The sequence below is a fragment of the Mesorhizobium sp. LNHC229A00 genome (genome assembly GCF_000502415.1).
In the GTDB taxonomy this organism is placed as follows: domain Bacteria; phylum Pseudomonadota; class Alphaproteobacteria; order Rhizobiales; family Rhizobiaceae; genus Mesorhizobium.
In genome coordinates this window covers 245,077-270,829 of record NZ_AYWQ01000006.1, presented here as the reverse complement: position 1 = coordinate 270,829, position 25,753 = coordinate 245,077, and the positions used below count along the sequence as shown (strand labels likewise).

Here is a 25,753-nt window from a genome sequence, read left to right as displayed (position 1 = left end):
GACTTTGATAGGAAATGATAGAAACTATCTTTGTGATGTTGAGTCTATCATGGCGGGGCGTTATTTCTGGGTATCGAGCCCCTTGCCTTGGGAGGCAATCATGACCGCAGCACCGTCCCGGCGTGACTACAGCCTGATCGGCCGCGACGCCCGCCTTGCCGTCGAGAACGGCCTGTCGGCGGCCGAGTGGTATCACACCGACATTCCCCGCAAGCAGATGAAGGAGCTGATGCAGCGCTCCGATGGCCCGGCGATCCGCGACACCGCGATCTGGCTGGCCGCCCTCATCATCAGCGGCGCCGGCGGCGCCTGGTTCTGGGGCAGCTGGTTGTGCGTGCCGTTCTTCTTCGTCTACGGCGTGCTCTACGGCTCATCGACCGATTCACGCTGGCACGAATGCGGCCACGGAACCGCGTTCCGGACGCAGTGGATGAATGACGCGGTCTATCAGATTGCCTGCTTCATGATCATGCGCAACCCGGTGACCTGGCGCTGGAGCCACACGCGCCATCACACCGACACCATCATCGTCGGCCGCGATCCCGAGATCTCGGTGATGCGGCCGCCCGACCTAGCGCGCCTCATCCTTGGTTTTGTCGGCGTGCTCGACGCCTGGCACGCAATGTCGGACATGCTGCGCAACGCCGCCGGCAACATCAGCGCTGCGGAAAAAACCTTCATTCCCGAACAGGAGCAGCCCAAAGCGATCCATATTGCCCGCATCTGGACGGCCATCTATGCAGGAGCAATAGCGCTGGCGCTCCATGCCGGGTCTTTCCTGCCCTTGATGCTGGTCGGCCTGCCCAGGCTCTACGGCGCCTGGCACCATGTGATGGTCGGCCTGCTCCAGCATGGCGGCCTTGCCGACAACGTCACCGACCATCGGCTGAACAGCCGCACCGTCTACATGAACCCGATCAGCCGCTTCATCTACTGGAACATGAACTACCATGTCGAACATCACATGTTCCCGATGGTGCCCTATCATGCGCTGCCCAGGCTGCACGCGCTGATCAAGCATGATCTGCCGGCGCCGACGCCGTCGATCCTGGCCGGTTACCGCGAGATGATCCCGGCCTTCCGCCGCCAGCTGCGCAACGAGGATTATTTCCTCAAGCGCGAGCTGCCGCCGACCGCCAGGCCGTACCGCGAGGAATTCCACAACGACACCGTCGCCGCGGCGGCGGAATGACATCCGAACTGCAGGGAGGACTGAATGAGCCATTGGGTCGAGGCCTGTGCCGCCGGTGACATCGACGAAGAGGATGTGATGCGCTTCGATCATGACGGGCGTACCTTCGCCATCTATCGCAGCCCGGACAACGACTATTTCGCCACCGACGGACTTTGCACGCATGAGAAGGTGCATCTCGCCGACGGATTGGTGATGGACGACATCATCGAATGCCCCAAGCACAATGGCCGCTTCAACTACAAGACGGGCGCGGCCAGGGGCGCGCCGGTCTGCGTCAACCTCAGGACCTATCCGGTCAAGGTCGACGCGGGCAAAGTGCTGGTTCAGATCGGGTGAAGGACATGGCGCCAGGAATGGTGATCATCGGGGCCGGCGAATGCGGCGGACGGGCAGCACTCACGCTGCGCGATCTCGGCCATGACGGGCCGGTGACGCTCGTCGGCGACGAGCCGCATCTGCCCTATGAGAGGCCACCCCTGTCCAAGGAGGCGATGGCCAGCGACGCGCCTGCAATCAAGGCGATCGCCAGCGACGAAATCCTGGCTGAAAAGTCGATCCGGCATATCCATTCCGTTCAGGCCATTGCGATCGATCGCGCGGCGCATACGGTGCGCCTGTCCGACGGCTCGGTGCTGCCCTACGACAAGCTGCTGCTGGCTACCGGCTCGACCCCACGCAAGCTGCCGATGCCTGGCCTTGGCGGGCGCTGCGTCTATCTCAGAACCTTCGCCGATGCGCTGGCCATCCGCGCTCATCTCAGCGCCGGCAATCGCATCGCGGTTATCGGCGGCGGCTTCATCGGCCTCGAGCTTGCCGCGGCGGCGCGCAAGCTTGACGCTTCGGTCACCGTCATCGAGGCGCAGTCGCGCATCCTGATGCGCGGCGTTCCGGCCGAGATCGCCGAAATCATCCATGACGCGCATGTCGCCGAGGACGTCGACATGGTCTGCGGGGAAGGCATCTCCGCCATCGCCGACGACGGCAAGGAGGTGCGGGTGACGCTTGCCGGCGGCCGGGAGATCATTGCCGACCTCGCCGTGATCGGCATCGGCGCCGTGCCGGTGACCGGGCTCGCGGCGGAAGCCGGCCTGGCCATCGAAAACGGCATCGCGGTCGACGCAGAACTGCGCAGCAGCGATCCCGACATCTTCGCCGCCGGCGACTGCTGCTCGTTCCCGCTTGCCGTCTATGGCGGCCGCCGCGTGCGGCTGGAGGCATGGCGCAATGCACAGGAACAGGGCGCACTGGCGGCGAAGAACATGCTGGGCGCTGGCGAGCCGCATGCGGCGGTGCCGTGGTTCTGGTCGGATCAGTATGGCTTGTCCCTGCAGATCGCGGGACTTTGCGACGAAGGCAAAACGGCCGCGCGCCGCGACCTTGGCGACGGCGCCTTCATCCTGTTCCATTTGGCCGACGACGGCAGGCTGGTGGCGGCCAGCGGAATCGGCCCAGGCAATGCGGTGGCACGCGACATCAGGCTGGCCGAAATGTTGATCGGCAAGCGTGCGAAGCCGTCGGCGGACGCGCTGGGATCGCCTGAAGTCAAGCTGAAGGCGTTGCTGGCGGCCTGAACGGTCGCACTACCCGTCGATGCCGCAGCCGTCCCTCATCTGACTGCCGGCATCTTCTCTCGGAGAACGGGGAGAAGGGGGCTGTGGCAACCTCGCCGCGATTCACGCACCGCTACCGATTGGCGAAATCGTCGAGCGTATCCTCTCACGCCTAGAACAGCGCCCTCAACTCGTCCAGCTTGTCGTTGACCAGCCAGCCGTAATAATTCTCTTCCGGCAGCTTCTCCGGTTCGCCGGTGGCGCGGCGTTTTTCGTTTTCCTCCTTCAGCGCATAGGCGCGCTGTTCCGGATTGCCGACGTTGTAGAGCGTGGCGGTCAGTCCCGGATTGCCCGAAATGTCGAAGCCGGCGATGCTCTTATAGGCGTCGATCGACTTCCTGATCGTCGCGGCGACATAAGGAAGCGTCAGGTCCGGATCCATGATGGTCTTGTAGACCGAGTTGGGATCGGAGACGTCGAGCTTCGGCAAGCCCGACACCTTGTGCACGAGATCGCTCATCTGCAGGGCGGTCAGAGGGTTGAGCTGGCCGAGGCCGAAGGTCTGGCCGGCATAGTAGGGCTGGAAGAAGGTGGCGCCGAAACGGTTGTCGGGGAAATCCTCGCCGCCGACGGTCTTGCCGCGAAACGAGCGGTTCCAAACCTGTTCGCGGCATTCCCACAGATCGTAGCTGTCCGAAATCGCGGCGCATTTCCTGAATTCCGGCCGCTGCACGAAATCAGTGATGTCCTCGCCATCATAGGCGAAGGAGAGCTTGCTCGAGAGGTAGGAGATCGCCTTGACATAGTAGGTCTGCAGCCGGTCATAGGCGTCGACATTGTAGGTGTGCTCGCCGACGATCGCGCCGACGATGTGCATCGGGTCAATGCCATAGGCGCTCGCCGCCTTCTTGATCTTGGCGCGCAGATCGGCGTCGTTCTGCAGCAAGGCATAGACCTTGCGATACTTCGCCTGGAAGGTGGTGCTGGTCGCCTGGGTGCGGCGGCTGGAGGCGCCGGGAATGTCAGGCTGCTCGGCATTGCGGTTGCCCGGCGGCACCAATGTCGCCGCGTCGGCGGCGAACAGCGTCGCAGCCAGCGTCAAGCCGAGAATGACCAGGATGAGTTTTTTCATGCGCCGCCGCCTAGAGAATTGCCGCGCAAACTAGGTAAAGCACCTAGTCGAGTCGAGAGCGCCTCTTCATCCGGCGAGACGAAAGGTGGCCAGATGGTACCATCTGGCCACACATGGCTCCTGCCGGAGTTGTTACTTGATGCCGCGCCGGACTGCTCCGGCGTCTTCGTTCAGAGGATGAACCGCGACAGATCGGTGTTTCTGGAGAGGTCTCCGACATGCTTCTGGACATAGGCGGCATCGATGGTGACGGCCGTGCCGTTGCGGTCCGGCGCATCGTAGGAGATCTCGTCCAGTACCCGCTCCATCACCGTCTGCAGCCGCCGCGCGCCAATGTTCTCGATGCTGGCATTGAGGTCGACGGCGACGCCGGCCAGCGAATCGATGGCATCGTCGGTGAAAGTCAGCTCGACGCCTTCGGTCTTCATCAGCGCGATATACTGTTTGATCAGGCTGGCCTCGGTCTCGGTCAGGATGCGGACGAAGTCGTCCTTCTCCAGCGCACGCAGTTCGACGCGGATCGGCAGTCGGCCCTGCAATTCCGGCAACAGGTCTGACGGCTTCGAGACGTGAAACGCGCCCGAGGCGATGAACAGGATATGGTCCGTCTTCAACGGCCCGTATTTGGTCGCCACCGTAGTGCCCTCGACCAGCGGCAGCAGGTCGCGCTGCACGCCTTCCCGCGACGGGCCGCCCGAAATGTCCGACCTGGCGGCAATCTTGTCGATCTCGTCGAGGAAGACGATGCCGTCGTTTTCCGCGGCGTCCAACGCCCGGCGCACCACCTCGTCCTGGTCGAGCAGCTTGTCGGATTCGTCGCTGACCAGCAGGTCGTAGGACTCCTTCACCGTCGTCTTGCGCAGCTTGGTCTTCTTGCCGCCCATTGCCTTCGACAGCATGTCGTTGATGTTGAGCACGCCGATATTGGCGCCCGGCATGCCGGGAATTTCGAAGCCGGGCATGCCGCCATTGCCGGTGTCGGCCACCTCGATTTCAATTTCCTTGTCGTCGAGTTCGCCGTCGCGCAGCTTCTTGCGGAAACTATCGCGCGTCGCCGGGCTCGCCGTCTTGCCGACCAGCGCTTCCAAAACGCGCTCCTCGGCGTTGACATGGGCGCGTGCCTTCACGTCCTCGCGCATCTTTTCGCGCACCAGCCCGATGGCGATCTCGACCAGGTCGCGGATGATCTGTTCGACGTCGCGGCCGACATAGCCGACCTCGGTGAACTTGGTCGCCTCGACCTTGACGAACGGCGCGCCGGCCAGCCGCGCCAGGCGGCGCGAGATCTCGGTCTTGCCGACGCCGGTCGGGCCGATCATCAGGATATTCTTCGGCATCACCTCTTCGCGCATCTGGCCCTCCAACTGCTGGCGGCGCCAGCGGTTGCGCAAGGCGATGGCCACGGCGCGCTTGGCGTCCTTCTGGCCGATGATGAAGCGGTCGAGTTCCGAAACGATTTCGCGGGGAGAAAATGTGCTCATATCACTAAATTCCACTTTGCCACTGCTTGATGGCCTCGAACGGATGCAGCAGCATGATCACGTTGAGTGTAAGATTGTCCCGGATGAGGTAGCCGGTACCCAGTTCGAAGAGGATGGCGAGGCTGATGATCACCCATATAGGTAGCCTTCGCGCCATCACAAATCCCAGCACCATGGCCAGTGTGTCGGACACCGAATTGATGATCGAGTCGCCGTAATAATCGAGCGAAATGGTGCCGGCGCGGTAGCGCTCGATGATGAACGGGCTGTTTTCGAGGATCTCCCAGCCACCCTCGACGAGGACGGCGAATGCCAGCCGCAAGCCGATCGGCGAGCGCGGGAACAGGAACCGGGCCAGCGCATAGAACAGGAAGCCGTGGATTATGTGCGAGAAGGTGTACCAGTCGGAAATGTGCTGGGAATTCTCCGAACTGTTGACCACGCCATGCCACAGCTTGACATAGCCGCAGGTGCAGATCGGCGGATGGCCCATCAGGTAGAGGGTGAGAGCCTGGCCGACGAGCAGGCCGGCGACGATCAGCAGCCCCATCCGCCAGCTGTCCTCGTAGGCCGAAAGGCCCTTGTCCTCGTTGGATGTGACCATGCCCTGGATTACCCCTCTTGCGCGTCTTCGGCATCGATCGCCATCAGCACGACGTCGCCATAGATCGACTGCCTGCGATCAATGGCCCGGAAACCCGCCTTTTCATAGGCGCGGATGGCCCTGAGATTGGCGGGGTCGGGATCGATGACGACACGCGGCACGCCTTCCTCGAACAGGTCTTCGACGAACTGACGCACGATGGCCGAGCCATGGCCGATGCCGATCAGTTCCGGCCGGCCGATCGAGACATCGATGCCCAGNAACTGACGCACGATGGCCGAGCCATGGCCGATGCCGATCAGTTCCGGCCGGCCGATCGAGACATCGATGCCCAGGGTGCCGAACGGCTGATCGGCATAGGGATGGCCGTCTTCCATATGCGGGTCATAGCTCTGCAGATAGGCGATCGGCTTTCCGTCGAGCTCGACGATCAGCGGCTCGACGGAGATCGAGTCTATGTGATCGGCAATCTCGGCGATTTCCGTCTCGGGATCGTCCCACCACTCCGCGACATGCGGCTGGGCGAGCCAGCCGGCGATCATCGGCAGGTCCTTTTTGGTCACCGGCCGAAAATCGTAGCTACTTTCTTGTTTGACCATGATCTTTTCCGAAAACCGGTTCCCACTTTGCGGGGTCATGGTCTGGTTCAGGCGGCATCGAGCGTTTCGACGACAAAATTGTTGTTGGTGTAGACGCAGATGTCGGACGCGATCTGCATCGCCTTGCGGGCGATCTCCTCGGCATCCTTGTCGGTGTCCATCAGCGCGCGCGCCGCGGCCAGCGCGTAATTGCCGCCCGAACCGATGGCCATGACGCCATGTTCGGGTTCCAGCACATCGCCATTGCCGGTCAGCGCCAGCGAGACCGACTTGTCGGCGACCAGCATCATCGCCTCCAGCCGGCGCAGATAGCGGTCGGTGCGCCAGTCCTTGGCGAGCTCGACGCAGGCGCGCGTCAGTTGGTCGGGATATTGTTCGAGCTTGGCTTCGAGGCGTTCCAGCAGCGTGAAGGCGTCGGCGGTGGCGCCCGCGAAACCGGCAATCACATTGCCGCCCTTGCCGATGCGGCGCACTTTGCGGGCATTGCCCTTCATGATGGTCTGGCCCAGGCTGACCTGGCCGTCGCCGGCGATCACCACCTTGTTGCCCTTGCGCACGGTCACGATGGTCGTGGCGTGCATGGTCAAATCATTGGACATTTCTTGGCTCCGATTCGCACCATCCCTTCAAAAGGCGATTTGGCGCGGTACGAGTGACTTTGATCGGCCATATGTATGCATGGGGCCAATGATTGCAAACGGCTCGATAGCGGCCGGGATCGCAACTGGCAATCGCCGGATCATGCTGCTAGAAGGCTCTCGTTTTCAAGCCAGCGAGCGCTTGAGACCCGTGAACCGGTCACGATCTGACCCACTGGCACAAGGATAGAGTGATGGCGCCTCGTTCCGCCGATGCAAGCCGCAAGACCGGGGAAACCGACATCTCCGTGTCGATCCATGTCGACGGCTCCGGCAAATCGGACATCGTCACCGGCGTCGGCTTCTTCGACCATATGCTGGACCAGCTTTCCCGCCATTCCCTGATCGACATGACCGTCAGGGCGACGGGCGACCTGCATATAGACGACCACCACACGGTCGAGGACACCGGCATCGCGCTCGGCCAGGCCCTGACCAAGGCCCTGGGCGAGCGGCGCGGCATCATGCGCTACGCCTCGATCGACCTTGCCATGGACGAGACGCTGACGCGCGCGGCGATCGACGTGTCGGGCCGCCCCTTCCTGGTCTGGAACGTCTCGTTCTCGTCGCCCAAGATCGGCACCTTCGACACCGAACTGGTGCGCGAATTCTTCCAGGCGCTGGCGCAGAACGCCGGCATCACGCTGCATGTCACCAACCATTACGGCGCAAACAACCATCATATCGCCGAGACCTGCTTCAAGGCGGTGGCTCGCGCGTTGCGCGCCGCGCTGGAGCGCGATCCGCGCCAGCCTGACGCGGTTCCCTCCACCAAGGGTTCTTTGAAGGGATAGCCTCATGACCGCCTATGTCGTGATGGAGCCACCTGGCCGCAGCGAGAAAGTCGACACGACGACCTTCGTCCGCGACGGCTTCACCTGGCTCGGCCTGCTGGTGCCGCCGCTGTGGCTTGCCTGTCACCGGCTGTGGGTCGAAGCGGCGCTCGCCTTTGTCGTCATGGGCGTGCTCTCGATGCTTGGCCAGAGACTTGGCCTTGGTGTTGGCGGCTCGCTTTTGTCGCTGCTCGTCTCGCTCTACGTCGGGCTGGAAGGCCAGGGCTTGCGCATCGCGGCGCTGCGCCGCCGCGGCTGGCATGAGTGGGGCGTCGTCGAGGCCGGCTGGCTCAGCGACGCCGACATGCGCTATGCCCTTGAGGTCGAAGGGCTTTCGGACGAAGCAGCACCCGCGCCGCGCATCGTTCCAGATGCCGCTTTGGCGCGCCCTGCGCAGCCGGGCATGGCGCTGGGGCTGACCCACATTCCGGGGCGGCGCTGAGATGCGGGTTGCGATCATCGATTACGGCTCGGGCAATCTGCGCTCGGCCACCAAGGCCTTCGAGCGCGCCGCGCGTGAGGCCGGCATCGCGGCCGAGATCGACCTGACTGCCGATGCCGACCGGGTGCGCACCGCGGACCGCATCGTCCTGCCCGGCGTCGGCGCTTACGCCGATTGCGCGGCCGGCCTGCGTGCCGTGGAAGGCATGTGGGAGGCGGTCGAGGAGGTCGCCATCGCCAAGGGCCGGCCTTTCCTGGGAATTTGCGTCGGCATGCAGCTGATGTCCGACCGCGGCCTCGAAAAGACCGTCAGCAACGGGTTCGGCTGGATATCGGGCGACGTCAAGGAGATCACGCCTTCCGATCCGGCGCTGAAGATCCCGCAGATCGGCTGGAACACGATCGAATTGAGGCATAAGCACCCATTGTTCTCCGGCATTCCGACCGGCGAGACGGGACTGCATGCCTATTTCGTCCACTCCTACCATCTCGACGCAAGAAAGCCGGACGAGGTCCTTGCGGTCGCCGACTATGGGGGTCCGGTGACGGCCACGGTCGCCCGTGACAATCTCGCCGGCACGCAGTTCCATCCTGAGAAGAGCCAGGCGCTGGGCCTGGCGCTGATCACCAATTTCCTGCGCTGGAGGCCCTGAACCATGAGCAAGAAGGGCTACTGGCTGGTGATGCTGACGGTGACAGACCCGGAAGGGTATCAGCGCTACCGCGACACCATCGGCGACGCGGTTTCGTCTTTCGGAGGCCGCTATCTCGTGCGGGGCGGACAAGTGACCAATCCCGAAGGGTCGGAATTTGACAGGCAGGTGGTGGTCGAGTTCGACTCTTATGAAACCGCGCTCAGCTGCTATCGATCCCCAGCCTACCAGACAGCGTTGCAGAACAGGCTGGCGGCTTCGAGCGGACATTTCGCGATCGTCGAGGGTGCCTGAGTGATCCTGTTTCCAGCCATCGACCTCAAGGACGGCCAATGCGTGCGGCTGAAGCACGGCGATATGGCGACCGCGACGATCTACAATGATGACCCCGCCGCGCAGGCAAAAGCGTTTGAAGAGCAGGGCTTCGAGTGGCTGCATGTCGTCGACTTGAACGGCGCCTTCCGGGGCCAGAGCGTCAACAGCGCCGCGGTCGGAGCCATCCTGAAGGCGACCAAGAGCCCGGTGCAGCTCGGCGGCGGCATTCGCACGCTGGAGCAGATCGAGGACTGGCTCGACCGTGGACTGGCCCGCGTCATCCTCGGCACGGTGGCGGTGCGCGATCCCGATCTGGTCAGGCAGGCCTGCAAGGCGTTTCCGGGCAAGGTCGCGGTCGGCATCGACGCCAAGGGCGGCAAGGTAGCGGTCGAAGGCTGGGCGAAAGCCTCGAGCCTCGGCGTTATCGAACTGGCGAGGAAATTCGAAGGCGCCGGCGTCGCTGCCATCATCTACACCGACATCGACCGCGACGGCGTGCTGACCGGCATCAACTGGGACGCCACCATCGACCTCGCCGACGCGGTGTCGATCCCGGTCATCGCCTCGGGCGGGCTGGCTTCGATCGCCGACATCGTGCGCATGACCATGCCCGACGCGCAAAAACTCGAAGGCGCGATCTCGGGCCGCGCCCTCTATGACGGCCGCATCGATCCCGCGGAGGCGCTGGCGATCCTGCGCGGCCGGCCGGCGATGGAGCCGCGGTCATGAAAGTTTCGCTCATCCTGGCCTCCTATGACAGCGGCCACTATCATGGCGGCATGGGCCAGGGGCCCGACGCGCTGATATCGGGCGGGCTCGTCGATGCCCTGACCCTTGCCGGCCATGACGTCATGGTCGAGGATATCGGCAGGGTCGGCGACGGCCAGGAGCGCGAGATCGCCACGGGTTTTGCCGTCTGCAACGCCGTCTCGGGCGAGGTCCGCATGGCCCGCGACAGGGGGCGGTTTCCCATCGTGCTGGCCGGAAACTGCCTGACATCGGCCGGCGCCGTCGCCGGCGAAGGCGCCGACGCCATCATCTGGGCCGACCAGCACGGTGACCTCAACACGCCCGAGACGTCCGTCTACGGCTTTCTCGACGGCATGGCGCTGTCGACGGTGCTCGGCCTGTGCTGGCGTCCGATGGCGGCGGCCATTCCCGGCTTCAGGCCGATCGATCCCGCGCGCTGCGTGCTCCTCAACGCCCGTGATCTCGATCCGGCGGAGGAAAAACTACTCGAAACATTGCCCGTCATCCGGATGGAATGTCCCGGCGTGGCGCAAGCGACGGAAAAACTGAAGGCCGCCGGCGCCAACAGCGTGCACATGCATCTCGATCTCGACGTGCATGATCCCAAGGCGCTGCAGGCCAATCGCTACGTCACATCAGGCGGGCCGAACCCGGAGCAACTGCGCGACGCGGCCTGCGCCATGGCGCTTGCGGTGCCGGTCGTCGGCATTACCGTTTCCGCTTACGATCCAGCCTTCGATGCCCAGGCCGATGTGCCGCCGCTGGTCGGGCAGCTGCTCAACGATCTGCTTGCCACGATAGAGGGCCGCTGATGCTGAAAGCCCGCGTCATCCCTTGCCTCGACGTCAAGGACGGCCGTGTCGTCAAGGGCGTCAATTTCGTCGACCTCATCGACGCCGGCGATCCGGTGGAGGCAGCCAAGGCCTATGATGCCGCCGGCGCCGACGAGCTTTGCTTTCTCGACATCACCGCTTCGTCGGACAATCGCGAGACCATCTTCGACGTCATCGCCCGCACCGCGGAACAATGCTTCATGCCGCTGACCGTCGGCGGCGGTGTGCGCCAGGTGGCCGACATCCGAAAATTGCTGTTGGCCGGGGCCGACAAGGTGTCGATCAACACGGCGGCGGTGAAGAACCCTGATTTCGTCGCCGAAGCCGCCGACAAGTTCGGCAACCAATGCATCGTCGTCGCCATCGACGCCAAGAAAGTCTCCGGTCCCGGCGAGGCCGACCGCTGGGAGATCTTCACCCATGGCGGGCGGGAGAAGACCGGCATCGACGCCGTGGAATTCGCGCGGAAAATGGTCCATCGTGGTGCCGGCGAGATCCTGTTGACCTCGATGGACCGCGACGGCACCAAGGCCGGCTACGACATCGCGCTGACCCGCGCGGTGTCGGACGCGGTGCGCGCGCCGGTCATCGCATCGGGTGGCGTCGGCACGCTCGACCACATGGTCGAAGGCATTCGCGACGGCCATGCGGGGGCTGTGCTGGCGGCCTCCATCTTCCATTTCGGCACCTACACCATCGCCGAAGCCAAGGCGCATATGGCCGAGGCCGGCCTGCCGATGCGGCTGGACTCGCTGGGCAACAGGTCCTAGAGCATGCTCCCGAAGCCGACTTCGGGAAAAATCCGGCTTAAACAAGAAGATAGACCGACATGGCCGAGTTTTCGCTTTCCGACCTGGAAAAAATCGTCAGCCACCGCGCCCATTCCGGCGATCCGGATTCATGGACGGCCAAGCTTTACGCCCAGGGCATCGACAAGGCGGCGCAGAAGCTCGGCGAGGAGGCGGTCGAGACCGTGATCGCCGCCGTGAAGGGCGACAAACAGGGTCTCGTTTCCGAAAGTGCCGATCTTATATATCATTGGCTTGTCGTTCTCGGCATCTCGGGTGTTCCGTTGAACGACGTGCTCAAGGAGCTCGAAGCCCGTACCGGGCGTTCGGGCATCGCCGAGAAGGCGTCGCGGCCCAAGGGCTGATCGGGAGGAAGGGCAGGTATCTCGATGGATCAGCTCGCGCCAACCGAGAAATATTCTCCGTTTCGCTTCTTCTCGGCCGAGCAATGGTCGCGGTTCCGCGCCGATACACCGCTGACGCTGAGTGAGGACGAGTTCCGCCGCCTGCGTTCGCTCAACGACCCGGTCGACCTCGAAGAGGTCAAGCGCATCTATCTGTCCTTGTCGCGGCTTTTGTCCGCACATGTCGAGGCGAGCCAGCTTCTGTTCCGGCAGCGCCAGGCCTTCTTCAACGCCGTCGACGTGGCCAAGACGCCGTTCATCATCGGCATTGCCGGTTCTGTCGCGGTCGGCAAATCGACCACGGCGCGCGTGCTGAAGGAACTTCTGGCGCGATGGCCGTCGAGCCCCAAGGTCGACCTCATCACCACGGACGGCTTTCTGCTGCCCAACGAGGTGCTGCGCCGCGAAAACCTGATGGAGCGCAAGGGTTTCCCCGACAGCTACGATGTCGGCGCGCTGCTGCGTTTCCTCTCGGGCATCAAGTCGGCGTTGCCCGATGTCCGCGCGCCGGTCTATTCACACCTTACCTACGACGTCATCCCCGGCGAGTTCGTCACCATCGACAGGCCCGACATCCTGATCTTCGAAGGCATCAACGTGCTGCAGCCGGGCAAGCTGCCACAGGACGGCAAGATCGTGCCCTTCCTGTCGGACTTTTTCGACTTCGCCATCTACATCGACGCCGACGAGAAGCTGATCCACAATTGGTATATTTCCCGCTTCATGCGGCTGCGCGAGACCGCCTTCCGCGATCCGGACTCCTTCTTCCACCGCTATTCGCAGCTGTCGGAGGATGCGGCCAAGGCGATCGCCGAGGGCCTGTGGACCAATATCAACCTGAAGAACCTGCGCGAAAACATCTTGCCGACGCGCGCCCGCGCCGACTTGATCCTGCGCAAGGGCGCCGACCATCTGATCGAGGAAGTGGCGCTGCGCAAGTTGTAACAGATAGAACCCAGCTTGGCGGGCTCGTCCACAAGCCCGCCACGCCACTGTTCATGTGTCAGCCATTGGCGAACGGCACGGCGACATAGATCTGGGTGTCGCCACGCTCCACCAGAAGCAGCACCGATTTGCGTCCGGATTTGCCGGCTTGAGCAATCGCTTGGGTCACCTGCTTCGCACTCTTCACCGGAGCCTGGTTGACGGCGACGATGACATCGCCCGGCTGGATGCCAGCAGTCGCGGCCGGCTTGTCGGGATTGACGCTCGCAACCACCGCACCGTGCTCGTTCTCGGGGAGGTTCATCTGCTGGCGGATGTCCGGCGTGATATCCATCAAGCCTAGGCCAACGGCCGGCACGCGGGAACCCTGCTCGGTGCCCGGCGCGCTGGAGTCATCCGTCGAGGCCGTTTTCGCGTCGTCGCTGTTGCGCCCGACCTCCACCGAGATCTGCATGGCCTTGCCCTTGCGCCAGACATCCAGTCTCTCCTTGGCACCCGGCGCAACGTCGGCGACGGCACGTGACAGGTCCTTGGGATCCTTGACGTCCTGTCCGGCGAAGCCGGTGATGACGTCACCGGTCTCGACGCCGGCCTTGGCCGCGGGCGAGCCGTCATTGACCTGCGAGACCAAGGCTCCGCCGGGATGATCCAGTCCGATGGCGCCTGCCACATCCGGGGTGACGGGCTGGATCTCGACGCCGAGATAGCCGTATTCGATGTTGCCGCCCTTCATCAGCTTGGCGACCACCCTCTCAGCCTGGTCCGACGGAATGGCGAAACCGACACCGACGCTGCCGCCATTGGGCGAATAGATCGCCGTGTTGATGCCGACGACGCTCCCATTGACGTCCACCAGCGGGCCGCCGGAATTGCCGTGATTGATCGGCGCGTCGATCTGGATGAAATCGTCGAACGGCCCGCTATGCAGGTCGCGGCCCCGCGCCGAGACGATACCGGCCGTTACCGTGGTGCCGATGCCGAACGGATTGCCGATCGCCAGCACCTGATCACCTGTCATGAGCTTGTCGGAGTCGCCCCATTTCACGGTTGGCAGCGACTTGCCGGCGTTGATCTTCAGCACGGCGAGGTCGTTCTTGGCATCGTGACCGACCAGCTTGGCCGGGAGCTCCGTGCCGTCGTCGAGCGTGACCTTTATCGAGGAAGCGCCGTCGACGACATGGTTGTTGGTGACGATGGTGCCGTCGGCACCGACGATGAAGCCCGAACCGAGCGCTTCGGCTCGCGGCGACCGCTGTTGCGGAGGCGTCTTGGGAGCGGGCATGCCCTGATCGCCGAAGTATTGGCGGAAGTAGTCATCGAAGGGCGAGGTGCCATCGAAGGGCGACGCTTCGTTCATTACCTCGGGCTGTCCCTTCATGACCGTGGTCACGGTCACGACGGCCGGCTTGGTTGTGGCCACGATCGGCGCCAACGAACCGCTCGGGGCCGTGGTCCCGGCAACGGGGGTCTGCGTCGTTGCAACCGTGTTGCCCGTGCCGACGCCGTTCGCGCTGTCGGCGAATGAGACGACAAAGGGAGAAACCAGCAGCGCGGCGCCCAGCAGGGCGGCGACGCGATGCCTACCAAGAATGCTCAGGTTTGACATGGTCGTTCTGTCCGGGCGAGGGGTTGATCCGCGCCGCGGGTCTTCCTGGGAGAAGTGCCCATCAGCGTGTCGACGGCCTGGGTTGCCTGCCTCGCCACGCATGGCGGCCGGCCGGATCGACCACAACTATCTAGGGCGCCGATCTGCGCGATTTAGGGTTTTAGCCCAACCTTACGAAGATTTAATTCAGAGTGCGCTTACGGACCGCAGATAGGCCGACGCGATTTCGCGCATGCGTGCGCCGTCGAAGCTCGGGCCGTGGCCGCCAAGGCCGATGCGGATCGGCAGGTCGAGCAGCCGGCGCATGGTGTTGCCATAGGCCTCCCGGTCGGAATCCGGCAAGTCGTCGATCAGCGTGTCGTCATAGATAGCGTCGCCGCTGAACAACAGACCGTCGGCCTCATCGAACAGCGCGATCGAATCCGGCGAATGTCCGGGGAGATGCAGCACCCGAAATTGCCGGTCGCCGAGATCGACCACGTCGCCTTCGTCGAGCATGCGCGTCAACGGCGCCGGCGCTATCGCATAGTCGGCCGACTTCCAGCCAGGCGCCGGCAATTTCGAAACGGCGCCCTCTAGATCGTGGAACATGTAAGCGTAAGTCGCGGCCTCATCCATGCTCTCGAATTGCGCCGCGCTCATCCTTGGCCCAGCCCGCAGCGGAAATTCGTGCAGCGAGCCGACATGGTCGAGGTGGATATGGGTGGCGACGACCAGAAGCGGCTTGCCTTCAGGCGTCCTTATCTCCGGCGCAAGCGGACAGATGCCCATCCCGGTGTCGACCAGAAGGTCGGCGTCGCGGCCGGTGAAATGCCAGATATTGGCGCGCACATAGTCGTGCACGAACGGTTCGGTCAGCATCGTCGTCCTGTCGTCGACGATGCGCCTGGAGAACCAGTTATCCATCAGCTGTGAGCCGGGCATCAAGTGTGAGCCGGGCATCAGCGAACCCGGCATCAGACGAACGGCTTTCCGACCTTGTATTTTTCCGGCACCAGCCGCTTGAGATAGGCCATGCCGGCCTCGGACAGTTGGTTGGCGTCGGGCTTCATGAAATCCTCGGGCATGTGGCGGGTCTTGCCGGCGACGTTCTTCAGCGGCACCTTCTTCAGCACTATCTTGCTGCCATCATATTGCAGCGCCACCGAGCCGCCACCCTGTTCGGCCACAGTGACGGCGAAGGCGCCGGCATCGAAGGCCTCCTGCGCATCGACCGCGCTGATGGAGCCGACGTAGCCGCGCGGCATGTAGCCGAGTGCATCGACGCGGGCACGCTTGCCCGGCAGCCCCTCGGCCAATGCCCGTTCGAGCGCCGCCGGCAGGTCGCTGCCCGAGAGTTTGACGTTGCCGTGCTGATCGCGCTCGAGCTTGTCCGCCGGCACCAGGCTTTCGACCAGCGCCTTGCCGTCGGCGGTGCTGACGCCTTCCGACACGGCGACGATGCAGCGCTTGTGGCGGTCGAGCGTGGCGCGCACGTCGTCGATGAAACCGGCGGCGGAGAACGGCCGCTCCGGGACGTAGACCAGATGCGGGCCGCTGTCGGGATCGAGCTGCCAGGCCGCCGACGCCGCGGTCAGGAAGCCGGCATGGCGGCCCATGACGATGCCGACATAGATGCCGGGAAGCGCGCGGAAATCGAGATCGACGGACAGGAAGGCGCCAGCGACGAATTCGGCCGCGGACATGAAGCCGGGCGTATGGTCGTTTTCCTCGAGATCATTGTCGATGGTCTTCGGCGCATGGACGAAAGCGATCTTGCCGCCGGCGGCATCGGTCAGGATCTGCTGCGTGCCCGAGGTGTCGTTGCCGCCGATATAGATGAAGGCGTCGGCGCCCGCCTTCCGCAGGCCCTTCAGGATGACCTCGCAATAGGCGGCATCCGGCTTGTCGCGCGTCGACCCGAGGGCGGCGCTCGGCGTTCCGGCGATCAGCCGCAGCCGGTCCTCCGAGATGGCGGAGAGGTCGACATAGTTCCCGTCACGGATGCCGCGCACGCCGTGCAGGGAGCCCAGCACCTTGGCGCCGGGATGGCGCCCGCGGATCTCCAGCGCGGCGCCCACGACCGTCTGGTTGATGACGGCGGTCGGGCCGCCGCCCTGCGCGATGACGAAAGTTCCGGCCATGCTTGATGTCTCCCTAGAGCATGACGCCGAAAGAGACGGATTCGGATTTCAGGTCGAACGGACCTGAAACCATCCGGCTCTAGGCGATGGTTTTCAGGTCACCTTGGCCTGTCTTGCCGCGTCGCGCAACGGGAGAAACGGAGGGCTGGACGATCACATGACGACGACCGGGTTTTTCTTCGAGACCCTGCTGTAGAGGTCGATGATGTCCTGGTTGATCAGGCGCACGCAGCCCGACGACATNTTTCAGGTCGAACGGACCTGAAACCATCCGGCTCTAGGCGATGGTTTTCAGGTCACCTTGGCCTGTCTTGCCGCATCGCGCAACGGGAGAAACGGAGGGCTGGACGATCACATGACGACGACGGGGTTTTTCTTCGAGACCCTGCTGTAGAGGTCGATGATGTCCTGGTTGATCAGGCGCACGCAGCCCGACGACATCGCCTGGCCGATGCTCCACCATTCCGGAGAGCCATGGATGCGGTAGCCGGTATCCTTGCCGTCCTGGTAGATGTAGAGCGCACGCGCCCCGAGCGGATTGGTCAGGCCGCCGGGCTGGCCGCCCTGCCACTTCACCAGTTCCGGCTTGCGCTGGATCATTTCGGGCGGCGGCGTCCAGGTCGGCCACTCCCTGCCGTACTGGATGTTGGCGCGGCCGGACCAGCGGAACCCATCCTTGCCGATGCCGACGCCGTAGCGGATGGCGTCGCCACCCGGCTGGACAAGATAGAGCATGCGTTCCTTGAGATGCACGACGATGGTGCCGGGCGCCTCGCCGGTCGTATCGACGACGATCTGGCGGCGAAACTCCGGCTTGACCTTGAGATAGGGCACCTCGGGCACGTTGAAGCCGTTATCCGTCAAGGAGGCATACATGACATCGGGGCTGGTGATGTTCTTGTCGACGCTGATCGAGGGCCGGATCGGCCGCACCGAACCGGTGACCGTATCGTCGAGCTGGAGCGCCGGCAGATCGCCACCACCCGAGGTCGAGCAGCCGGCAACGCCGAGCAATGCCAAAGCGCCCGCCCCGGACAGGACGGCGCGGCGGGAGAGAAGAAGATCGGCTTCGACTGCGTCGCCGTTGCGTGGCGGCGTCGGACCTTGTGGCAACTCACGCATATACCCAAACCCTAGGCTGTCGGCGGGAAGCACGGTCCGGCCGGATAGCGGGCATTTTCATCATTCATGGTTGATAAAGCGTGAATGCCTTGCGCTGCTTGCGTTTGCGCCTTGCCGAGGCGCCGCTCCGCCCTCCCGCGCGGCCGCCATTAAACATGTGCAGGACGTTGAAAACCGCCATCAAGCTTTTTGGCGCCGCCATTGTCGCGGCCGCCACGGTTCTCGGGCCAATGTCAGCCTGGCCGATATCGTGAGCATGCTGGGCGGCGCGAACTGATGCCTAGCTGCCGCTGGCGCAATTGACGTCGCAGTCCCGTAAGGGTCGTGCGGGTTGTCCGGCCGCAATACGGGAAAACAAGGATTCGACCCTTTACATTCTTCGGGAGCCAAGGATTTATCCTCTTCCTTGAGCTCAAAGGAGACGAGCATGTCCTTCGAAAACTGGGCCGCCTTCGCTGCCGCGTCCACCATCCTCCTCATCATCCCGGGCCCGACAATCCTTCTGGTCGTCTCCTATGCGCTGGGCCAGGGCTGGCGCACCGCTTTGCCGATGGCAGTCGGCGTGGCGCTCGGCGACTTCACCGCCATGACCTTGTCGATGCTGGGCATCGGCGCGCTGCTTGCGGCTTCGGCTGTTGTTTTCACCATCCTGAAACTGATCGGCGCCGGCTATCTGATTTATCTCGGGGTGAAACTGTTCCGCGCCGGCGGTACGCTGAAGGCCGAACCACGCACCGACGCGGTGTCGTCGGCCAAGATGATGACACATGCCTGGCTGGTCACGGCGCTCAACCCGAAGAGCATCACCTTCTTCGTCGCCTTCCTGCCGCAATTTCTCGACCGGCATGCCGATTTCTGGATGCAGATGTTGATTTTCGAGACGACTTTCCTGGCGCTCGCTTTCGCCAACGCCTTCGGTTACGCGCTGATCGCGGCACGCGCCCGCGACGTGGTGCGCAATCCCAAGGCGATCCGCATCTTCAATCGCACCGGCGGCACGCTCCTGGTCGGCGCCGGCATCGCCACGGTGGCGATGCGTTCCGGCAATTGATGTCCTGACGCAGGTGAGGCCGGAGGGCCTCATCGTTTAACGCTGAAGCCCAGATTGCCCGCGAGGATGCGGCGTTCGTCGCCGCCGAGGTTGGTGGTGTAGTCGCCGGTGGCGAAGATGCTGACCTTGTCCGTCACCTTGCCGACGATAGCGCCGCCGAACTCGAATGAGCTCGACCTGGAGCCGCGGCGCGACTCGTGAAATGGCGTAGCTTTGGCCTATGCTTTAAGATGACGCTGGACCGAGGGCATCATGTCCATCGGGCCTCGACCAGGGAACTCTCGCATGGCCATCAGGGACGCATTTGGCCTGGCATTTTCGGGCGCGACGGAAGCGGGATTCGCGCCCTACGGCCAGGCCGTGCGCGAATTGCAGTGCTTCATTGGCGATCCCGTGAAATCCGTCGATCGCGCCATCGCGCAGGACCCCGGGTTTGTCATGGCGCATGTCTTCAAGGGCTACCTCTTCGGGCTTGCCACCGAACCGGAGGCGACGGCCGTGGCCAGGACCTGCCACGAGGCAGCGCTGCCGCTTGCAACGACAACGCGCGAGCGGGCGCATGTCTCTGCCCTCGGCAACCTCGCCAACGGACACTGGCATCAGGCCTCCGGCATTCTGCGGGACATAGCGATCGATTTCCCGCTCGACGCCGTGGCGCTCCAGGTCGGACACCAGGTCGATTTCTTCACCGGCAACGCCCGCATGCTGCGCGACCGCATCGCCCGCGCCCTGCCGTCATGGCAGGCGGACATGCCGGGTTACCACGCGATCCTCGGCATGCAGGCCTTCGGGCTCGAAGAGATGGCTGAGTATTCGCAGGCCGAAAGGCTCGGCCGTACGGCGGTCGAAATCGAACCGCGCGATGGGTGGGCGCAACATGCGGTCGCGCATGTGATGGAGATGCAAAGCCGGCAAAGGGACGGCATCGCCTGGATGCGCACCGACCCCGAAGCCTGGACCAAGGAAAGCTTCCTTCAGGTCCACAATTGGTGGCACCTGGCGCTGTTCCACTACGATCTCGGCGAGACCGGCGAGGTGCTGGCGCTCTATGACGGGCCGATCTACGGCGCCAGATCGACGCTGGCGCTCAACATGGTCGATGCATCGGCGATCCTGTGGCGGCTTCATCTCGGCGGCGTCGATGTCGGCGACCGCTGGACGGCGCTGGCCGCCAATTGGGTGCCCAAGGCCAGTGGCTCCAACTATGCCTTCAACGACGCCCATGCGATGATGGCCTTTGTCGGCGCCGGGCTCGATGCTCCGGCCCGGACATTGCTCGAAGCACAGCGCGAGGCGATGCTGGGCGGTGACGACAATGCCGCTTTCACGCGGGATGTCGGTCATCCCCTGACGCTTGCGATCAAGTCGTTCGGTGAGGGCAACTACGCCGAAACCATCCGACTGATCCGGCCGATCCGGGCCATCGCCCATCGCTTTGGCGGCAGCCACGCGCAGCGCGACGTCATCGATCTGACGCTGATAGAGGCCGCCCTGCGCGTCGGCGACGGTGCGCTGGCCAGGGCGCTGACGACGGAGCGTTCGACTGCACGCCCGGACAGCCCGCTGTCGGCGCTGTTTTTGCGACGCGCCGCCGATTTGTCAGAGAATTGACCCGGAGCGGATCTTGCCTTAAAAACTGGCTCAACATATTTTTCGGGTTCCGAAAAAAATAAGAACGTGGGAGGAAACCATGTATCTCGGCCTCGACCTGGGCACATCGGGCGTCAAGGCGCTGCTGATCGATGCCGGACAGGGCGTCATCGGCTCCGGCCATGGCACGCTTGATGTTTCTCGCCCTCATCCCGGCTGGTCCGAACAGGATCCCATGCACTGGATACGCGCCTGCGAAGACGCGATCGCCGAACTGAAGGCGGCACATCCCGGGCAGTTCGCGGCAATCAAGGGCATCGGCCTGTCAGGCCAGATGCATGGCGCGACCTTGCTCGATGCGGCCGATCAGGTGTTGCGCCCCTGCATTCTGTGGAACGATACGCGCAGCCATGTCGAGGCGGCGGCACTGGACGCCGATCCACGCTTCCGCGCGCTCACCGGCAACATCGTCTTTCCCGGCTTCACCGCGCCCAAGCTCGCCTGGGTGAAGAGCAACGAGCCCGCTGTCTTCGCCAAAGTGGCAAAGGTGCTTTTGCCCAAGGATTTCCTGCGGCTCTGGTTGACCGGCGAGCACATTTCGGAAATGTCGGATTCGGCCGGCACATCCTGGCTCGATGTCGGCAAGCGCCGCTGGTCGGCGGAGCTGCTCGCCGCGACATCGCTTCACGAGAATCATATGCCAGCGCTGGTCGAAGGCACCGCGAAGGCTGGTGCCCTGCGCGCCGAACTCGCGTCGCGGTGGGGCATCGCGGCCGGCACTCCGGTGGCTGGCGGCGCCGGCGACAATGCGGCGTCCGCCTGCGGCATGGGCACGGTGGGGGCCGGCCACGCGTTTGTCTCGCTCGGCACATCGGGCGTGCTGTTTGCCGCCAACGCCGCCTATCTGCCCAACCCGGCCAGCGCGGTGCACACCTTCTGCCATGCGCTGCCCAACACTTGGCATCAGATGGGCGTCATCCTGTCGGCGACCGATTCGCTCAACTGGCTGTCGGAGATCACGGGCAAGGGCGCGGGCGAACTGACATCCGAACTCGGCGAGACGCTGAAGGCGCCGACCGGCGTATCCTTCCTGCCCTATCTCTCGGGCGAGCGGACGCCACACAATGATTCCGCCATTCGCGGTTCGTTCACCGGCCTGGCGCATGAATCGGGCCGCGCCGTGCTGACACAGGCCGTGCTCGAAGGCGTCGCCTTTGCCTTCCGCGACAGCCTGGAAGCATTGAAAACCGCCGGCACGACCTTGACGCGCGTGACCGCGATCGGCGGCGGCTCGCGCTCGCGCTATTGGCTGAAGGCGATCGCAACCGCGCTGCAATTGCCCGTCGATATCCCCGCCGACGGCGATTTCGGCGCTGCCTTCGGTGCCGCCAGGCTGGGCCTGATCGCGGCGACCGGCGCCGATCCGCTGGCCGTGTGCTCCGCGCCGAGGACAGATGCCACGATCGAGCCGGATGCAGCTCTTGGCGGCGCCTTCGCCGATGCCTATCACCGCTACCGCGCGCTCTATCCGGCGATCAAGGCCGTAACCGCGTGAGTTGGCGCTTGTCCCATTACTTTCGTGCGGGCGTTGGCCCTGCCCCTCACCTGCCTGCCGGCATCCTCTCCCGGTGTAGAGACGGGGACAGGGGCGCTGTCATTGCTGGTTTCGGCAATCACCAACGTCGCAGGAAAGGCGTCGAGATTGCCGCCGGCCCACTTCTCCCCGTCAGTACACGGGGAGAAGTGCCCGGCAGGGCGATGAGGGGCGGCGCCGACTTCGCCAATTGGTCCCCTCTACAGATTAGGCAAGCAACTGCCGTAAGAGTCGGAGCCACTCAACTTGCCGTCAAAACGTCACTGCGCCGGAACCTTGTCCAAAAACCCGGTGACGCTCTTCAGGCGACCGTTCTCGATGACGCCGATATCCGTGCCTTCGATGACGGAAGGGACACCTTCCGGGCCAAGATTCCACGAAAAGCGGATCCTGTCGGCAAAGCCGTCCGGCGTGCCCTTCAGCGAGAAGCGAAAGCCGGCAAAGCGCTGCTGGACACCGTCGATCAGCGCCGCGACGCCTTCATGGCCGTCGCCCTGCATGAGCGGATCGCGATAGCTGACGTCCTCGGTGAAAGCAGCCTTGAGCAAGGCCGCCCGGCGGCCGGCATCGCTTTCGTTCCAGGCGGTGATGTAGTTCAGGGCGATCGTGTTGAGGTCGGTCATGGTCTGTCTCCTTGGTTTGACGGTTTTGACAGGACCGTTTTCGACCAGCGCCGGCGTGAAACCAATTACGCCTGAGGTAATCGGGCAAACTTATCTTGGAGAGGAAGAGAACCATGAGCAGCGGCTTTTTCGGCGACATCCAGACAATCAAATATGAAGGACCGGATTCGACCAATCCGCTGGCCTACCGTTTCTACAATCCCGACGAAGAGGTGGCCGGCAAGCGGCTGGAGGACCATCTGCGCTTTGCCGTCGCCTACTGGCATTCCTTCGCCTGGCCGGGCGGCGACCCGTTCGGCGGCCAGACCTTCGACCGTCCCTGGTTTCCCAAGGCCGGCGGCGTCGACACGATGGAATTGGCGAAGCTGAAGGCGGATGTCGCCTTCGAAATGTTCTCGCTACTCGGCGCTCCCTATTTCTGCTTCCACGACGCCGATGTGCGGCCAGAGGGCAAGGATTTCTCCGAAAGTGCGGCCCGCCTGGATGAGATCGCCGATTATTTCGCCGGCAAGATGAAGCAGACCGGCGTCAAGCTTTTGTGGGGCACGGCGAACCTGTTCTCAAACCGCCGCTTCATGTCGGGCGCGGCGACCAATCCCGATCCGGATGTGTTCGCCTATGCGGCGGCGACGGTGAAGAGCTGCATCGACGTCACCAAGCGGCTGAAGGGCGAGAACTACGTGTTGTGGGGCGGGCGCGAGGGCTATGAGACGCTGCTCAACACCGACCTTGCCCGCGAGCAGGAACAGGCCGGCCGTTTCCTGAATCTCGTCGTCGACTACAAGCACAAGATCGGCTTCAAGGGCACGATCCTGATCGAGCCGAAGCCGCAGGAGCCGACAAAACACCAGTATGACTACGACGTCGCGACCGTCTACGGCTTCCTCAAGCGTTTCGGCCTGGAGAAGGAGGTCAAACTCAACATCGAGCAGGGCCACGCCATCCTGGCCGGCCACTCCTTCGAGCACGAGCTGGCGCTGGCCAACGCGCTCGGCGTCTTCGGCTCGATCGACATGAACCGCAACGATTATCAGTCCGGCTGGGACACCGACCAGTTCCCCAACAACGTGCCGGAAATGGCGCTGGCGTATTACCAGGTGCTCCAGGCCGGCGGTTTCAAGACCGGCGGCACCAATTTCGACGCCAAGCTGCGCCGCCAGTCGCTCGACCCGCAGGACCTGCTGATCGGCCACATCGGCGGCATGGATTCCTGCGCGCGCGGCCTCAAGGCGGCAGCGAAGATGATGGAGGACAAGGCGCTGTCGGGTCCGCTCGCCGAGCGCTATGCCGGCTGGAACAGCGCCGAGGCCAAGGCGATGCTGTCGGGCAAGCGGACGCTGGAACAGATCGCCGAGCGCGTGGTGAAGAAGAAGATCGAGCCGCAGCCGCGCTCCGGCCGCCAGGAACTGCTCGAAAACATCGTCAACCGCTACGTCTGACGCTGCCTGACCGTCGGCAATTCAAGCCGGCGCCCTATGCGATTTCGAAAGCTTGGCGCTCGGAAACCTTTTTCGCGCCAAGCTGAAATCGACGACAAGGTTTTGCCCCTTGCCGCCTCTCAATGACCTCGCTCTTGCCTTCAAACTGCCGTCACGAATCTCGTATAGGTATGGCTCGTAGCGGGCGAGGAAGAAGGAGGCGAACCGATATGCAGAACGAACGTGAAATCGACGCCCTGCTCTCACCTGGCGAGGCCGGATCGATCATCGACCGGCTGATGGCAATGCCGCATCCCAGGGATGGCGCGCGCCGGTCCAACGAATGGGATCGTGCTGTCGCCAGCCGTTTCGAGACCCATCTGGCTAGACAGATGCGCTCACAGATCGATGGCGGGAGCGACCAGCAAATCGCCGTCTGAGCCAGCTGGATTCAACCTCGGCGAAGCCTGACAGGGGCTTCGCCAAAAGCTCTCGAAAAGGCTCTCGAAAAGGCTGCCGCAGACGAGAACCCCGTCCGCCCGGCGATATCCGCCATGGCGATCCGCGTGTCGACCACGAGCCGGCGCGCGGCACCCAGGCGCAACCTGAGATAGTAGGCGCCCGGCGTCTCGCCGATCGACTTGCGAAAGATGCTTTCCAGGGTCCGCGCCGTCACTCCGGCGCGCCTGGCCACAGCGTCGATGGTCAGTGGCTGGTCGACATGCGCTTCCATCAAGCGGATCGCGTGGGCCAGGCGCGGATCGTAGCCGTCGAGCCGGCCGAGCGAGACCAGCGGCTGGGCATCGGTCGCGGCACGCGCCTGGTCGTAGATGAAGACGCTGGCGACATCGAGCGCCACCGCCATGCCGAGCCGCGTGCGAATCAAGTGCAGCATCAGGTCGAAGGTCGGCGAGGCGCCGCCCGAGGTGAACACCGGCCCATCGATGACATAGCGGTCCGGCCGGACATCGACGCCGGGAAAAGCGGACGAAAAATCCTCCATGTCTTCCCAATGGGTGGTTGCGCTGCGGCCCTCCAGCAGGCCGGCGCGCGCTACCAGCCAGGTGCCGGCCTCGACACCGCCGCACGCGCGGGCCGCACGCGCTGCCCTACGCAAACCTGAAAGCAGAGCCGACGTCGCGTAATTCTGGGTGCCGAAACCGGCGACGACGACGAGAACGTCGGTTGTCTCATTGGCGTCGAAACGGCCGCTGACGGCCACCGGCAGGCCGCAGGTGGTGACCGGCGCCTCGCCTGTCACCGAGACCAGCTTGAAATCGAACAGGGTCTCGCCGGAAATGCGATTGGCGGCGCGCAGCGGGTCGACGGCGGAGGCGACGCACATGATCGAGGAGCCGGAAAACACCAGGAACGTTACCTTGAGGGTCTCACGTTCGGCGTGAAAGACGGACTTTTCGCTTTTGATCATGTCACCTTCGTAAAACGCAAAGCAGCCTTGATCAAG

28 protein-coding genes and 1 pseudogene are annotated in these 25,753 nt (G+C 63.8%); 17 read left to right on the top strand and 12 right to left on the bottom strand.

The genetic code is table 11. The features are described from left to right. Positions 1-100: 100 nt before the first annotated feature. From X742_RS156075 to X742_RS156085, 3 genes are read left to right on the top strand one after another with little or no spacing between them, the layout of a single operon-like run. Complete coding sequence (locus tag X742_RS156075) at positions 101-1,192, top strand: fatty acid desaturase family protein (RefSeq protein WP_023772154.1); 1,092 nt, start codon at positions 101-103, stop codon at positions 1,190-1,192. Positions 1,193-1,216: 24 nt separating this feature from the next. Continuing rightward, entirely contained in the window at positions 1,217-1,531 is a 315-nt protein-coding gene (locus X742_RS156080; protein WP_023772153.1) for a MocE family 2Fe-2S type ferredoxin, read from the top strand. A 5-nt stretch (positions 1,532-1,536) separates the two neighbouring features. After that, positions 1,537-2,766 carry an FAD-dependent oxidoreductase gene (locus X742_RS156085; protein ID WP_023772152.1) on the top strand — a complete coding sequence of 410 codons (1,230 nt, stop codon included), beginning with the start codon at positions 1,537-1,539 and terminating at the stop codon, positions 2,764-2,766. Between the two features lie 151 nt (positions 2,767-2,917). On the opposite strand, the gene X742_RS156090 is transcribed toward X742_RS156085, so the two are convergent. The 5 genes from X742_RS156090 to hslV all read right to left on the bottom strand — a co-directional run bounded on the left by X742_RS156090 (position 2,918) and on the right by hslV (position 7,160). Next, entirely contained in the window at positions 2,918-3,877 is a 960-nt protein-coding gene (locus X742_RS156090) for a DUF1402 family protein (RefSeq protein ID WP_023772151.1), read from the bottom strand. Between the two features lie 170 nt (positions 3,878-4,047). Further along, the gene (gene hslU, locus X742_RS156095) at positions 4,048-5,358 is read right to left on the bottom strand and encodes an ATP-dependent protease ATPase subunit HslU (protein ID WP_015314577.1); all 1,311 of its coding nucleotides are present in this window, start codon (positions 5,356-5,358) and stop codon (positions 4,048-4,050) included. 4 nt (positions 5,359-5,362) lie between these two features. Further along, positions 5,363-5,962: a DUF2585 domain-containing protein gene (locus tag X742_RS156100; RefSeq protein ID WP_023772150.1), complete on the bottom strand. Its 600-nt coding sequence runs from the start codon at positions 5,960-5,962 to the stop codon at positions 5,363-5,365. Positions 5,963-5,970: 8 nt separating this feature from the next. Further along, a complete protein-coding gene (locus tag X742_RS156105) occupies positions 5,971-6,561 on the bottom strand; it encodes a GNAT family N-acetyltransferase (protein WP_023772149.1) in 591 nt (196 codons plus the stop codon). A gap of 47 nt (positions 6,562-6,608) precedes the next feature. Continuing rightward, a complete protein-coding gene (hslV, locus tag X742_RS156110) occupies positions 6,609-7,160 on the bottom strand; it encodes an ATP-dependent protease subunit HslV (RefSeq protein WP_023772148.1) in 552 nt (183 codons plus the stop codon). Between the two features lie 233 nt (positions 7,161-7,393). On the opposite strand from hslV, the gene hisB reads away from it, so the two are divergent. From hisB to coaA, 9 genes are read left to right on the top strand one after another with little or no spacing between them, the layout of a single operon-like run. Next, entirely contained in the window at positions 7,394-7,993 is a 600-nt protein-coding gene (hisB, locus tag X742_RS156115; RefSeq protein WP_023772147.1) for an imidazoleglycerol-phosphate dehydratase HisB, read from the top strand. A 4-nt stretch (positions 7,994-7,997) separates the two neighbouring features. Beyond that, positions 7,998-8,474, top strand: a complete 477-nt coding sequence (locus tag X742_RS156120; protein WP_023772146.1) for a DUF2628 domain-containing protein — start codon at positions 7,998-8,000, stop codon at positions 8,472-8,474. A 1-nt stretch (position 8,475) separates the two neighbouring features. Then, the gene (gene hisH, locus X742_RS156125; RefSeq protein ID WP_023772145.1) at positions 8,476-9,126 is read left to right on the top strand and encodes an imidazole glycerol phosphate synthase subunit HisH; all 651 of its coding nucleotides are present in this window, start codon (positions 8,476-8,478) and stop codon (positions 9,124-9,126) included. A gap of 3 nt (positions 9,127-9,129) precedes the next feature. Then, entirely contained in the window at positions 9,130-9,420 is a 291-nt protein-coding gene (locus X742_RS156130; protein ID WP_023772144.1) for a DUF1330 domain-containing protein, read from the top strand. Then, on the top strand, positions 9,421-10,170 hold the full coding sequence (hisA, locus tag X742_RS156135) for a 1-(5-phosphoribosyl)-5-[(5-phosphoribosylamino)methylideneamino]imidazole-4-carboxamide isomerase (protein ID WP_023772143.1): 750 nt from the start codon (positions 9,421-9,423) through the stop codon (positions 10,168-10,170). It abuts the gene before it with no gap. After that, on the top strand, positions 10,167-11,003 hold the full coding sequence (locus X742_RS156140) for an arginase family protein (RefSeq protein WP_023772142.1): 837 nt from the start codon (positions 10,167-10,169) through the stop codon (positions 11,001-11,003). The genes hisA and X742_RS156140 overlap by 4 nt, the downstream gene beginning before the upstream one ends. After that, positions 11,003-11,794: an imidazole glycerol phosphate synthase subunit HisF gene (gene hisF / locus X742_RS156145; protein ID WP_031247922.1), complete on the top strand. Its 792-nt coding sequence runs from the start codon at positions 11,003-11,005 to the stop codon at positions 11,792-11,794. Before X742_RS156140 ends, hisF begins: the two co-directional genes overlap by 1 nt. A 59-nt stretch (positions 11,795-11,853) precedes the next feature. Next, entirely contained in the window at positions 11,854-12,177 is a 324-nt protein-coding gene (locus tag X742_RS156150; RefSeq protein ID WP_023772140.1) for a phosphoribosyl-ATP diphosphatase, read from the top strand. 24 nt (positions 12,178-12,201) lie between these two features. After that, entirely contained in the window at positions 12,202-13,161 is a 960-nt protein-coding gene (coaA, locus tag X742_RS156155; RefSeq protein ID WP_023772139.1) for a type I pantothenate kinase, read from the top strand. A 58-nt stretch (positions 13,162-13,219) separates the two neighbouring features. On the opposite strand, the gene X742_RS156160 is transcribed toward coaA, so the two are convergent. The 5 genes and pseudogenes from X742_RS156160 to X742_RS156175 form a co-directional block, all read right to left on the bottom strand. Beyond that, positions 13,220-14,767: a DegQ family serine endoprotease gene (locus X742_RS156160; RefSeq protein WP_023772138.1), complete on the bottom strand. Its 1,548-nt coding sequence runs from the start codon at positions 14,765-14,767 to the stop codon at positions 13,220-13,222. Between the two features lie 186 nt (positions 14,768-14,953). Continuing rightward, positions 14,954-15,673, bottom strand: coding sequence for an MBL fold metallo-hydrolase (locus X742_RS156165; RefSeq protein WP_031247920.1), 720 nt, complete (start codon positions 15,671-15,673; stop codon positions 14,954-14,956). A 50-nt stretch (positions 15,674-15,723) separates the two neighbouring features. Further along, complete coding sequence (locus X742_RS156170) at positions 15,724-16,890, bottom strand: diphosphate--fructose-6-phosphate 1-phosphotransferase (protein ID WP_023772136.1); 1,167 nt, start codon at positions 16,888-16,890, stop codon at positions 15,724-15,726. Positions 16,891-17,043: 153 nt separating this feature from the next. Next, positions 17,044-17,133, bottom strand: a pseudogene (locus X742_RS1000000172390) (L,D-transpeptidase family protein); the annotation flags it as partial. Between the two features lie 108 nt (positions 17,134-17,241). Beyond that, positions 17,242-18,012, bottom strand: coding sequence for a L,D-transpeptidase (locus X742_RS156175; protein WP_023772134.1), 771 nt, complete (start codon positions 18,010-18,012; stop codon positions 17,242-17,244). Between the two features lie 427 nt (positions 18,013-18,439). On the opposite strand from X742_RS156175, the gene X742_RS156180 reads away from it, so the two are divergent. From X742_RS156180 to xylB, 3 genes are all read left to right on the top strand, one after another. Beyond that, positions 18,440-19,063 (top strand): LysE family translocator, encoded by a 624-nt coding sequence (locus X742_RS156180; RefSeq protein WP_023772132.1) that lies wholly within the window; start codon positions 18,440-18,442, stop codon positions 19,061-19,063. Positions 19,064-19,348: 285 nt separating this feature from the next. After that, positions 19,349-20,674, top strand: a complete 1,326-nt coding sequence (locus X742_RS156185; protein WP_023772130.1) for a tetratricopeptide repeat protein — start codon at positions 19,349-19,351, stop codon at positions 20,672-20,674. A gap of 79 nt (positions 20,675-20,753) precedes the next feature. Further along, positions 20,754-22,208, top strand: a complete 1,455-nt coding sequence (gene xylB, locus X742_RS156190; RefSeq protein ID WP_023772129.1) for a xylulokinase — start codon at positions 20,754-20,756, stop codon at positions 22,206-22,208. A gap of 299 nt (positions 22,209-22,507) precedes the next feature. Here the strand turns inward: xylB and X742_RS156195 are convergent, their stop codons facing one another. Then, positions 22,508-22,870, bottom strand: coding sequence for a nuclear transport factor 2 family protein (locus X742_RS156195; RefSeq protein ID WP_023772128.1), 363 nt, complete (start codon positions 22,868-22,870; stop codon positions 22,508-22,510). A gap of 113 nt (positions 22,871-22,983) precedes the next feature. Between X742_RS156195 and xylA the strand changes: the two genes are divergently transcribed. Further along, a complete protein-coding gene (gene xylA / locus X742_RS156200) occupies positions 22,984-24,309 on the top strand; it encodes a xylose isomerase (RefSeq protein WP_023772127.1) in 1,326 nt (441 codons plus the stop codon). Positions 24,310-24,518: 209 nt separating this feature from the next. Continuing rightward, the gene (locus tag X742_RS156205) at positions 24,519-24,728 is read left to right on the top strand and encodes a hypothetical protein (protein ID WP_023772126.1); all 210 of its coding nucleotides are present in this window, start codon (positions 24,519-24,521) and stop codon (positions 24,726-24,728) included. A gap of 11 nt (positions 24,729-24,739) precedes the next feature. Here X742_RS156205 and X742_RS156210 read toward each other — a convergent pair whose 3' ends face one another. Next, entirely contained in the window at positions 24,740-25,717 is a 978-nt protein-coding gene (locus tag X742_RS156210) for a GlxA family transcriptional regulator (protein WP_023772125.1), read from the bottom strand. Between the last annotated feature and the right edge of the window lie 36 nt (positions 25,718-25,753).